The following is a 10,438-nucleotide window of genomic DNA, read 5'->3' on the forward strand; positions in this document are numbered from 1 at the left end:
CGCATTGGTCGATATAGGCTTTGGCTTGGACGCGCATCGAACGGTCTCCTAAACCACGGCGCATGGACGCGCAGGCTTGCGTCCTCCACAACATGAGACAAGGGAGCAGCGCCCATGAGCAAGATGACCCCGCAGGAAATGGCCCAGAAGATCGGATCCGGCCTCCTGTCTTTCCCCGTCACACCGTTCAAGGCGGATTACTCCTTCGACGAGACGACCTACCGCGCCAACATGGACTGGCTGTGCGGCTATGACGTTGCCGGCCTGTTCGCCGCCGGCGGCACCGGCGAGTTCTTCTCGCTGACGGCGGCAGAGGTTCCGCATATCGTCAAGATCGCCGTGGACGAGACCAAGGGCCGCGTGCCCGTGCTCGCCGGCACCGGCTACGGCACCGCCACCGCGCGCGAGATCGCGATCGGCGCCGAGAAGGCCGGCGCCGACGGCCTGCTACTGCTGCCGCCCTATCTCACCCATGCCGAGCAGGACGGCCTCGCTGCCCATGTCGAAGCGATCTGCGCCTCCGTGAAGATCGGCGTCATCGTCTACAACCGCGACAACGCGATCCTTCAGCCCGATACGCTCGCTCGCCTTGCCGAGCGCTGCCCGAACCTCGTCGGCTACAAGGACGGCATCGGCGACATCGAGCTGATGACCCGCGTCTACACCAAGCTCGGCGATCGCCTCACCTATATCGGGGGCCTGCCGACCGCGGAGACGTTCGCGCTGCCCTATCTCGACATGGGCGTGACGACCTACTCCTCCGCCGTGTTCAACTTCGTTCCGGAATTCGCCACCAACTTCTACGCCGCCGTGCGCAAGCGCGACCATGCGACGATCCACGCCGGGCTGAAGGATTTCATCCTGCCGCTGATCGCGATCCGCAACCGCAAGAAGGGCTATGCGGTCTCGATCATCAAGGCCGGCATGAAGGTGATCGGCCGCGATTCCGGTCCGGTCCGCCCGCCGCTCACCGACCTCTCCGAGCAGGAGATCGCAGAAGTGGCCGCGCTGGTGAAGAACCTGCCCGCCATTCGATCGTCACAACAGGCGGCAGAATAACGATAGAACACAACAGGGAGGAGCGTGCGATGGCCCAGACTGAAATCTCGGGTGCACCGGTCGTCACGGCGATGCAAGTGATCCCGGTCGCGGGCCGTGACAGCATGCTCCTCAATCTGAGCGGCGCGCACGCGCCGTTCTTCACCCGCAACATCGTCATCCTCACCGACAATGCCGGTCACACCGGCCTCGGCGAGGTGCCGGGCGGGCAGAAGATCTGGCAGACGCTGCAGGACGCCCGTGATCTCGTGATCGGCAAGACCGTCGGCGCGATGAACAACATCCTCGCCGATATCAGGACGGCCTTCGCCGATCGCGATTCCGGCGGCCGCGGCAAGCAGACTTTTGATCTCCGGGTCATGATCCACGCCGTCACGGCCGTGGAGTCCGCGCTGCTCGATTTGCTCGGGCAGCATCTCGACCTGCCGGTCGCAGCCCTGCTCGGCGAGGGCCAGCAGCGCAACAGCGTCGAGACGCTCGGCTATCTCTTCTTCGTCGGCGACATCGGCAAGAGCAAACTCGCCTACGTCAAGGGCGAGACGGGCAAGGCCGAATGGTTCAACCTCCGCCATCAGCAGGCGATGACGCCGGAAACCGTGGTGCGGCTCGCGGAAGCCACCCACGACCATTACGGCTTCGCCGATTTCAAGCTGAAGGGCGGCGTGCTGCGCGGCGAGCAGGAGATCGAAGCCGTCACCGCGATCGCCAGGCGCTTTCCGAACGCGCGCGTGACGCTCGATCCGAACGGCGCATGGTCGCTCGACGAGGCTGTCAGCCTCTGCAAGGACATGCACGGCATCCTCGCCTATGCCGAGGACCCCTGCGGCGCGGAAAGCGCGCTTCTCCGGCCGTGAGATCATGGCCGAGTTCCGCCGTGCAACTGGCCTGCCGACCGCGACCAACATGATCGCCACCGACTGGCGGCAGCTCTCTCATGCGTTGCGGCTGGGCGCGGTGGACATTCCGCTGGCCGATCCCCATTTCTGGACCATGCAAGGCTCGGTGCGCGTAGCCCAGACCTGCCGCGACAACGGCCTGACCTGGGGCTCGCACTCCAACAACCATTTCGACATCTCGCTCGCCATGTTCACCCATGTCGGCGCCGCCGCCCCCGGCAAGGTCACTGCGATCGACACCCACTGGATCTGGCAGGACGGCCAGGCGCTGACCAAGGAGCCGCTCCAGATCAACGGCGGCAAGATCGCCGTGCCTGACAGGCCGGGCCTGGGTATCGAAATCGACAGGGCCGCCATCGACGCAGCGCATGACCTCTACAAGCAGCATGGACTCGGCGCCCGCGATGACGCTATTGCCATGCAGGACCTGATCCCCGGCTGGACCTTCGACGACAAGCGTCCCTGCCTCGTGCGTTAAGAATTCAGGCATGATCCCGGAAAAGTGGACACCGGTTTTCCGATAAGGATCATGCTTCTCAAATAAGGAGGACAACATGACTGCGATCCTGAAGAACTTCATCGGCGGCGAATGGGTCGATGGCTCCGCCGTCACCAGGAACATCAACCCCTCCAACACCAACGACGTCGTCGGCGAATACGCCAAGGCCGACAAGGCGCAGACCGAGAAGGCCGTCGCCGCCGCCAAGGCCGCCTTCCCCGCCTGGGCGCAGTCGACGCCGCAGGTGCGCTATGACGCGCTGAACAAGATCTCTCTCGAGATCATCGCCCGCAAGGAAGAGCTCGGCCGCCTGCTCGCCCGCGAGGAAGGCAAGACCCTGCCCGAGGGCATCGGCGAGGTCGCGCGCGCCGGCCAGATTTTTGCGTTCTTCGCCGGCGAAGCGCTGCGCCTGATCGGCGAGAAGGGCGCCTCGGTGCGTCCCGGCATCGACGTCGAGCTCACCCGTGAGCCGGTCGGAGTCGTCGGCATGATCACGCCCTGGAATTTCCCGATCGCGATCCCCGCCTGGAAGATCGCGCCGGCGCTCTGCTACGGCAACACCGTCGTGTTCAAGCCGGCCGAGCTGGTGCCGGGCTCGGCGCATGCGCTGTCCGAGATCATCACCCGTTCCGGCATTCCTGCCGGCGTGTTCAACCTCGTGATCGGCTCCGGCTCGGTGGTCGGGCAGACCCTGCTTGAGCACCCGGATGTCGCGGCGATCTCCTTCACCGGCTCGGTGCAGACGGGGCGCAAGATCGCGCAGGCCTGCGTGCTCTCGAACCCGATGAAGAAGTTCCAGCTCGAGATGGGCGGCAAGAACCCGCTGGTCGTGCTCGACGACGCCGATCTCAAGACCGCCGTCGAGGTCGCCGTCAACGGCGCCTATTTCTCGACCGGCCAGCGCTGCACTGCTTCGTCTCGCCTGATCGTCACCGAAGGCATCCATGACCGCTTCGTCGCCGCAATGGCCGAGCGCCTGAAGGGCCTGTCGGTGGACGACGCGCTCAAGGCCGGCGTGCATATCGGCCCCGTTGTCGACCAGAGCCAGCTCGACCAGGACCTGCGCTACATCAAGATCGGCCAGGACGAAGGCGCCAAGCTCGCCTGGGGCGGCGAGCTGCTCAAGCGCGAGACGCCCGGCCACTACCTCCAGCCGGCGCTGTTCACCGAAGCCAACAACAACATGCGCATCGCGCGCGAAGAGATCTTCGGGCCGGTGGCTACCGTCATTCGCGCCAAGAACTACGAGGAGGCGCTGGCGATCTCCAACGACACCGAGTTCGGCCTCGCTTCCGGCATCTGCACCTCCAGCCTGAAATACGCCTCGCACTACAAGCGCAACAGCGAGTCCGGCATGGTGATGGTCAATCTGCCGACCGCCGGCGTCGACTATCACGTGCCGTTCGGCGGCCGGAAGGGTTCGAGCTACGGTGCCCGCGAGCAGGGCTCGTACGCCCGCGAGTTCTACACGACGGTGAAGACCGCCTATACGTATCCCGGCTAACCACGGGGAATATCAAATGGACCAGGACGTCGCAGCGAAAGAGCAGCCGCGCTACATCAAGCTCCACGAGCGCGACAATGTCGCGATCGTGGTCAATGATTTCGGGCTTCCCGCCGGCTCCCGCTTTGCCTGCGGGCTGACGCTGCGCGCCTTCGTGCCGCAAGGACACAAGACGGCCCTGGTCGACATTGCACAGGATCAGCCGATCATCCGCTACGGCGAGGTGATCGGCCACGCGCTCTCGCCGATCCTGGCCGGCGAATGGGTGGACGAGGCGCGCATCCGCATGCCGGAGGCCCCTGCCCTCGACAAGCTCGAAATCTCGACCGCCGTGCCCGCGCCGCTGCCGCCGCTCGAAGGTTTTACCTTCGAGGGCTTCCGCAATTCCGACGGCTCGGTCGGCACCAAGAACATTCTCGGCATCTCCTCCTCCGTGCAATGCGTCAAGGGTACGATGGAATATGCGGTCAAGCGCATCCGCGCCGAGCTGCTGCCGAAGTACCCGAACGTCGATGACGTCGTGCCGCTGACGCATGCCTATGGCTGCGGCGTCGCCATCAACGCGCCCGACGCCGTGATTCCGATCCGCACGCTGCAAAACATCGCGCAGAACCCGAACTTCGGTGGCGAGATCCTGGTCATCAGCCTCGGCTGCGAAAAGCTCGCGCCCGAGCGCCTGGTGCCCGAAGGCGTCAGCAACGCCATCGTGCGCATGCAGGACGAAGCCTTCGACGGGTTTGGCGCGATCGTCGACGCGATCATGACCCAGGCCGAAGCCCGCCTGAAAATCCTCAACAAGCGCACCCGCGAGACCTGCCCGGCCGCCGATCTCGTCATCGGCCTGCAATGCGGCGGTAGCGACGCCTTCTCCGGCGTCACCGCGAACCCGGCCGTCGGCTTCGCCGCGGACCTGCTGGTGCGTGCCGGCGCCACCGTGATGTTCTCCGAAGTCACCGAAGTGCGCGATGCGATCCAGCTGCTCACCCGACGCGCCATCAACGAGGACGTAGGCCGCGCGCTGGTGCGCGAGATGGCCTGGTACGATTCCTATCTGGCCCGCGGCGGCGCCGATCGCAGCGCCAACACAACGCCCGGCAACAAGAAGGGCGGGCTTGCCAACATCGTCGAGAAGTCATTGGGCTCGATCGTCAAGTCCGGATCGAGCGCCATCACCGGCGTGCTCTCGCCCGGCGAGAAGGCGACGCAGAAGGGCATGCTGTTCGCGGCAACGCCTGCGTCCGACTTCATCTGCGGCACGCTCCAGCTCGCCTCCGGCATGACGCTGCAAGTGTTCACCACCGGCCGCGGCACGCCTTACGGCCTTGCGGCTGCGCCCGTGATCAAGGTCGCGACCCGCAGCGAGCTTGCGCGCCGCTGGAAGGACCTGATCGATTTCGATGCCGGCGGCATCGCCACCGGCGAGAAGACCATCGAGGAAACCGGCTGGGACCTGTTCCGCTTGATCCTCGACGTCGCCAGCGGCCGCACGCAACCCTGGTCGGATCGCTGGGGCATCCACAACGATCTCACGCTGTTCAATCCGGCGCCGGTGACGTGAGCGCCGCGCGTAGACACTGACCGAAAATCAAGAGGACGTCTCAATGTCCCGCATCACGACCTTGCGCACCATCCGCATCGAGGAACGGCCCAACCTGATCTGGGTCGAAATCGAAACGGACGAAGGGCTCACCGGCCTCGGCGAGAGCTTTCGAGGGGCGCAGGCCGTTGAGGCTGCCGTCCATGAGCTCGCAGCACCGCTGGTGCTCGGCCAGGATTCCCGCCGCATCGAAGCCGTATCGCGTCAGTTGCTGACGCCGTATCTCGGCTTCCACAGTGTCAGCGCCGAGGTGCGCGCCGCCAGCGCCATCGACATCGCGCTGTGGGACCTCAAGGGCCAGCGCCACGGCATTCCCGTGCACGAGGCGCTCGGCGGCGCGAGCCGACTCGAAATCCGCGCCTACAACACTTGCGCCGGCTACGCCTACAATACAAAGAGCGCCAGGCGCCGCGAGATCGGTGCGGACGACACCGCGCTCGGCCCCTATGACGATCAGATCGCCTTCATGCGCGACGCCGGAGCGCTCGCCGAAAGCCTTTTGAGCGAAGGCTATGGCGCCATGAAGATCTGGCCATTCGACCCCTTTGCCGCCAATGGCGGCCATTCGATTTCCCTGATCGACCTCAAAACCGGTCTCGAACCGTTCCGGAAGATCCGCGCCGCCGTCGGCGAACGCATCGAGATCATGTGCGAGCTGCACAGCCTGTGGGGCGCGCAGACCGCCGAGCGCATCTGCCGCGCGCTCGAAGATTACGGCGTGTTCTGGGTCGAGGATCCCCTCGGCAAGATGGACGATGTGCAGGGCCTTGCCGACCTCAGACGGCGCGTGAAAACGCCGATCTGCGGCAGCGAAACGCTGGCGGGCGCGGCGAGCTTCCGCAATCTGCTTGCAGCCGACGCCATCGACGTGGTGATGCTCGACATCGCCTGGTGTGGCGGATTGACCGAGGCGCGCAAAATCGCCGCCCTGGCCGAAGCCTACAACAAGCCGCTCGCCCCGCACGATTGTACCGGCCCGGTCGCGCTGATGGCGGGGCTGCATCTGGCGCTGCATGCGCCGACCGCGATCTTCCAGGAGGTCGTGCGCGCGACGCTCTCGACCTGGTATCGCGATCTCGTCACCGCTCTTCCGACGGTGAACAACGGCATCGTGTCTGCGCCGCGTGCGCCCGGCCTCGGGCTTGCGCTCAATCCGGACGTGCGCCGCCGCGCGGACGTAGTGGTGCGAGAGTCCATTTTCAGCGCGTAGGGCACGACCGACGCGTCACCGCACGACGACTCCCGCGGGGAATGACAGCGGAGCTAAGCGGGAACGTCCTACTGCTTGGGCGCGGGCGCCATCATCGCGCCGCCCTTCTTCGCCGCGGGCGCCGGCACGGGCTTGGTCGCGGCGGTCGCTTGCGCCGGAAGATACTTCGCGACGATGGTGGGGTCGACCTGGGCAATGTTGGCGTCGGGCAGACGCGTCCAGGTCTCGTCCTTGCCGAACAGGGAGATGCCGAGGAAGCCGCGCATCGTCAGCGTCTGGCCATCAGGGCTGACCGTCATCTTGGCCTTCCAGACGTTGCCGTCGCGCGGATTGACCACGTTGCCGCCGTCGTACTTCAAGCCGTCGCGCTTCATGTCGCGGATGAAGGAGAGCCCGAGCACCGGCGCGTTCTTGCGATCGTCCGTGCATTTCGCGCAGATCTCGTTCGGATCGTCGCCGGGCCGCGGAAAGGTTTTTGCGATCACGCCTTCGAACACACCGCTGTGGTCGATGAAGAGAAACCATCCCACCGTCTTGCCGTCTTCGACCTTCTGCCAAAGACCCGCGGCGGTTGGCTGCTGGACTTGCGCCGCAGCCGGGCTCACCGCACCGAGCGACATCGCGAGCGCGAGGAGCGAGAACAGCCGAAAGCTGGAAAAGAGATTCCGCATTATCATCACCTTGCTAAGCCAATCGCCCTGCTGAGCCGTCACTCCAATGGCCGCAGACTACGGCGATTTCGCGAACGGTTCCAGCACCAGAAACATGGGCACCGCCTCCCCGCTCGCCGCCGTCAGTTGACACCGAGCTTCTTTTGCAGGCTGGAGGACGAAGTCGTGTACTGGAACACGAGCCGCTTCTCCGGATAGACATAGCGATGGGCTTTTTGCGACATCAGCGCGCCCTCGTGGAAACCGCACAGGATCAGCTTGAGCTTGCCGGGATAGGTGTTGATGTCGCCGATCGCGAAGATGCCGCGCACATTTGTCTCGAACGCGGACGTCTCGACCGGCACCAGATTGTTCTCCAGCGAGATGCCCCAGTTCGCGACCGGACCGAGTTTCATGGTCAGCCCGAAGAACGGCAGCATGGTGTCGCAGGCAATATCGGTCACATTGTTGTCGTTGCCCTTGATCGTGGCACCGGTCAGCTTGCCCTCGTTGCCTGACAGCGCGGTGACCTGGCCGAGCCGCAGATCCATCTTGCCGCCAGCGACCAGCGCGCGCATCTGCTCGACGCTGTGGGGGGCGGCGCGAAAATCGTCGCGACGGTGCAGCAGCGTGATGCGGTTGGCAATCGGATGCAGATTGAGCGTCCAGTCGAGCGCGGAATCGCCGCCGCCGACGATCAGCACGTTCTTGTCGCGGAACGTCTCCATCTTGCGCACGGCGTAGTGCACCGAGCTTCCTTCATAGGCTTCGATCCCCGGCACCGGCGGACGCTTGGGCTGGAACGAGCCTCCGCCGGCAGCGATCACCAGCACCTTGCATTCGAACACCTTGCCGGCGTCGGTGGTGCAGCGAAACAGGGGATCGCCGATCTTCTCCACGGTCTCGATCATCTCGCCAAGATGGAAGGTCGGATGGAACGGCTTGATCTGCTCCATCAGCGCCTCGGTGAGACCCTGGCCCGAAACCTGCGGAATGCCGGGAATGTCGTAGATCGGTTTTTCCGGATAGAGCTCGGCGCACTGGCCGCCGACCTTGTCGAGGATGTCGACGAAATGCGCCTTCATGTCGAGAAGGCCAAGCTCGAAGGCGGCGAACAGACCGCAGGGGCCGGCGCCAATAATCAGCACATCGGTTTTGATCACATCGCTCATGTCGTCTCTTTATCGGTCGTTATCGGTGGCACGGCGCCCGGCGGGCAGAGGTGACCCTGCCTGTCTAGCCAACGGGGATGGATCAGGGAAGGCATAAAAGCGGGTGCGCCCCGCAGCCGCGCCCACTTGCCGGGTCAGGATAACTGGGCTGTAACGAGCAACGATATGACGGAGATCAATCGGTGAACGCACCACGCCGCCTCGATACGACGCCGCACCTGGAGGACTACCCTTTTCGCCTCAGCGACAATGTCCGCTTCGGTGATCTCGATCCAAACCAGCACGTCAACAACGCGGTCTACGCCACCTATTTCGAGACCGGCCGTGTCACGCTGATGAAGCTTCCGGAATACGGCCTGACGCCGCCGGGACTTGCCTGGATCATGGTGCGGCTCGACATGCATTTTCGCGCCGAGTTGCACTGGCCGAATACGATCGAGCTCGGCCTCGGCGTGGTGAAGCTCGGGCGGACATCGGTGACCTTCGAGCAGGTCGTGTTTTCGAACGGGAAATGTATTGCGTCTGCGACGTCAGTCGGCGTCATGCTCGACGAGACGACGCGACGGCCGGCACCGCTGACCTCAGAAGTGCTCGAGAAGCTCAGGCCCTGGCACAAGCGCGGCATTGAGGTCGCGCCGCCGAGCACATGATAACTACGGAGAGTTAGGCCTGGCGTTCCGGCGTCGCCACGACGAGGCCGTCGAGTTCGTCGGAGACCTTGATCTGGCAGGACAGGCGCGAGTTCGGGCGCACGTCGAAGCCGAAGTCGAGCATGTCCTCTTCCATCGGTGTCGGGCTGCCGACCTTCTCGCGCCAGGCTTCGTCGACATAGACATGGCAGGTGGCGCAGGCGCAGGCGCCACCGCATTCAGCCTCGATGCCGGGAATGCTGTTGCGGATGGCGGCTTCCATCACGGTCGCGCCGTTCTCGACGTCCACCGTACGGGTTTCGCCCTTGTGATCGACAAAGTGAATTTTGGCCATGTGTGCTCGTACTGCCGCGATCTTGGGAATGAAGGAGGGTCCGGGCTGTCCTATAACGGGTCGGTCAGCCCGGCGCCATAGCGTTTTGATAAGACGTTAATCCCGCTTCGCGGCAAGAAAACCCGTCAAAACAAAAGACTAGGGCACGGGTCGGCCCTGTCGTCCTAAGGCTTCAGGATCGTCTCGATGGCGGCGCGAGCCTCGGTCACCGCCTCTTTCAGCGCGGCGAAGGCGTGGGGCCGGCCCTGGCCGGTCCGGATCGCGGTCTCGAGGCTGGCTGCGGCATCCGCCACCGCAAAAGCGCCGATCCCGCGCGCCGAGCCCTTGAGCTTGTGGGCGAGTGCGCCGGCATCACTCGGCAGCGCTGCCATAGCCGCAATCAGGCGGACCGCCTGCTCGGCAAACATCGCCAGCACTTCCTGTTCCAGCTCAACGTCGCCGAGCGTCATGCGGGAGAGGTGATCGAGGTCGAGCAGGTTGTCGATGGGTGCAAGCGGGGGCGAGGGCATCCAGTCCATCCGTTGCAGTTCAGGCATCATGGCGCAGGCCCCGGCATCGCGCGATGTCCGCCGGTTCGGCGGTCAGGTTCCCTCCACCGAAGCATGGAAATGGTTAACGAAGTGTTCCGGCTGTTTTGCGCAAATCCGCCTGTTTATTGACGAAAAGTTGCCGCAATCCGGCGAGTCCGGTGGAGAATTTCATGTATTGCTAAGGCGTTACGGCGCGATCCTGTTAACGATGATTAAGAATGTCTTAATCGCAGCCATTTCATTCGCGACGCTCTGCCAATAGGATGTTTTGGAAATTGGCGGACAAGCCGTCCGGGTGGGGACGGCTCGGAAATCCGCGCAAGCGGCATGATCCGGA

10 protein-coding genes and 1 pseudogene are annotated in these 10,438 nt (G+C 64.4%); 7 read left to right on the plus strand and 4 right to left on the minus strand.

From position 1 onward, the window contains the following. Window positions 1-114 precede the first annotated feature (114 nt). The 5 genes and pseudogenes from kdgD to ACVWW3_RS17115 all read left to right on the plus strand — a co-directional run bounded on the left by kdgD (window position 115) and on the right by ACVWW3_RS17115 (window position 6,765). Window positions 115-1,059, plus strand: coding sequence for a 5-dehydro-4-deoxyglucarate dehydratase (kdgD, locus tag ACVWW3_RS17095; RefSeq protein WP_247352035.1), 945 nt, complete (start codon window positions 115-117; stop codon window positions 1,057-1,059). 29 nt (window positions 1,060-1,088) lie between these two features. Further along, window positions 1,089-2,433 (plus strand): annotated as a pseudogene (gudD, locus tag ACVWW3_RS17100) (glucarate dehydratase). Between the two features lie 76 nt (window positions 2,434-2,509). Continuing rightward, window positions 2,510-3,958, plus strand: coding sequence for an aldehyde dehydrogenase family protein (locus tag ACVWW3_RS17105; RefSeq protein WP_247352039.1), 1,449 nt, complete (start codon window positions 2,510-2,512; stop codon window positions 3,956-3,958). Window positions 3,959-3,974: 16 nt separating this feature from the next. Next, window positions 3,975-5,516 carry a galactarate dehydratase gene (gene garD, locus ACVWW3_RS17110; protein ID WP_354052841.1) on the plus strand — a complete coding sequence of 514 codons (1,542 nt, stop codon included), beginning with the start codon at window positions 3,975-3,977 and terminating at the stop codon, window positions 5,514-5,516. A 43-nt stretch (window positions 5,517-5,559) separates the two neighbouring features. Beyond that, entirely contained in the window at window positions 5,560-6,765 is a 1,206-nt protein-coding gene (locus ACVWW3_RS17115) for a mandelate racemase/muconate lactonizing enzyme family protein (protein ID WP_456649270.1), read from the plus strand. Between the two features lie 68 nt (window positions 6,766-6,833). Here ACVWW3_RS17115 and ACVWW3_RS17120 read toward each other — a convergent pair whose 3' ends face one another. Together ACVWW3_RS17120 and ACVWW3_RS17125 are read right to left on the minus strand one after the other, a co-directional pair. Further along, window positions 6,834-7,436, minus strand: coding sequence for a DUF2147 domain-containing protein (locus ACVWW3_RS17120; RefSeq protein ID WP_456649269.1), 603 nt, complete (start codon window positions 7,434-7,436; stop codon window positions 6,834-6,836). Between the two features lie 122 nt (window positions 7,437-7,558). Further along, complete coding sequence (locus ACVWW3_RS17125; RefSeq protein WP_247446374.1) at window positions 7,559-8,587, minus strand: NAD(P)/FAD-dependent oxidoreductase; 1,029 nt, start codon at window positions 8,585-8,587, stop codon at window positions 7,559-7,561. A gap of 182 nt (window positions 8,588-8,769) precedes the next feature. Here ACVWW3_RS17125 and ACVWW3_RS17130 point away from each other — a divergent pair, with 182 nt between their 5' ends. Continuing rightward, window positions 8,770-9,237 carry an acyl-CoA thioesterase gene (locus ACVWW3_RS17130; RefSeq protein ID WP_247446373.1) on the plus strand — a complete coding sequence of 156 codons (468 nt, stop codon included), beginning with the start codon at window positions 8,770-8,772 and terminating at the stop codon, window positions 9,235-9,237. 13 nt (window positions 9,238-9,250) lie between these two features. Here the strand turns inward: ACVWW3_RS17130 and ACVWW3_RS17135 are convergent, their stop codons facing one another. Both ACVWW3_RS17135 and ACVWW3_RS17140 read right to left on the minus strand, forming a co-directional pair. Next, window positions 9,251-9,571, minus strand: coding sequence for a 2Fe-2S iron-sulfur cluster-binding protein (locus ACVWW3_RS17135; RefSeq protein ID WP_045008721.1), 321 nt, complete (start codon window positions 9,569-9,571; stop codon window positions 9,251-9,253). Window positions 9,572-9,735: 164 nt separating this feature from the next. Then, entirely contained in the window at window positions 9,736-10,110 is a 375-nt protein-coding gene (locus tag ACVWW3_RS17140; protein ID WP_247446372.1) for an Hpt domain-containing protein, read from the minus strand. Here ACVWW3_RS17140 and ACVWW3_RS17145 point away from each other — a divergent pair. After that, window positions 10,109-10,363: a hypothetical protein gene (locus ACVWW3_RS17145; RefSeq protein WP_354106633.1), complete on the plus strand. Its 255-nt coding sequence runs from the start codon at window positions 10,109-10,111 to the stop codon at window positions 10,361-10,363. The genes ACVWW3_RS17140 and ACVWW3_RS17145 overlap by 2 nt on opposite strands. The last annotated feature ends 75 nt before the right edge of the window (window positions 10,364-10,438 follow it).

The organism is Bradyrhizobium sp. LM2.9 (assembly GCF_054056555.1).

Excerpts from the sequence above, each read along its gene's own strand:
- ACVWW3_RS17140 (WP_247446372.1), bottom strand. The coding sequence starts at position 10,110 with ATGATGCCTGAACTGCAACGGATGGACTGGATGCCCTCGCCCCCGCTT.
- ACVWW3_RS17120 (WP_456649269.1), bottom strand. The coding sequence starts at position 7,436 with ATGCGGAATCTCTTTTCCAGCTTTCGGCTGTTCTCGCTCCTCGCGCTC.
- ACVWW3_RS17115 (WP_456649270.1), top strand. The coding sequence starts at position 5,560 with ATGTCCCGCATCACGACCTTGCGCACCATCCGCATCGAGGAACGGCCC.
- ACVWW3_RS17145 (WP_354106633.1), top strand. The coding sequence starts at position 10,109 with ATGGCGCAGGCCCCGGCATCGCGCGATGTCCGCCGGTTCGGCGGTCAG.
- garD (WP_354052841.1), top strand. The coding sequence starts at position 3,975 with ATGGACCAGGACGTCGCAGCGAAAGAGCAGCCGCGCTACATCAAGCTC.
- ACVWW3_RS17105 (WP_247352039.1), top strand. The coding sequence starts at position 2,510 with ATGACTGCGATCCTGAAGAACTTCATCGGCGGCGAATGGGTCGATGGC.
- ACVWW3_RS17135 (WP_045008721.1), bottom strand. The coding sequence starts at position 9,571 with ATGGCCAAAATTCACTTTGTCGATCACAAGGGCGAAACCCGTACGGTG.
- kdgD (WP_247352035.1), top strand. The coding sequence starts at position 115 with ATGAGCAAGATGACCCCGCAGGAAATGGCCCAGAAGATCGGATCCGGC.
- ACVWW3_RS17125 (WP_247446374.1), bottom strand. The coding sequence starts at position 8,587 with ATGAGCGATGTGATCAAAACCGATGTGCTGATTATTGGCGCCGGCCCC.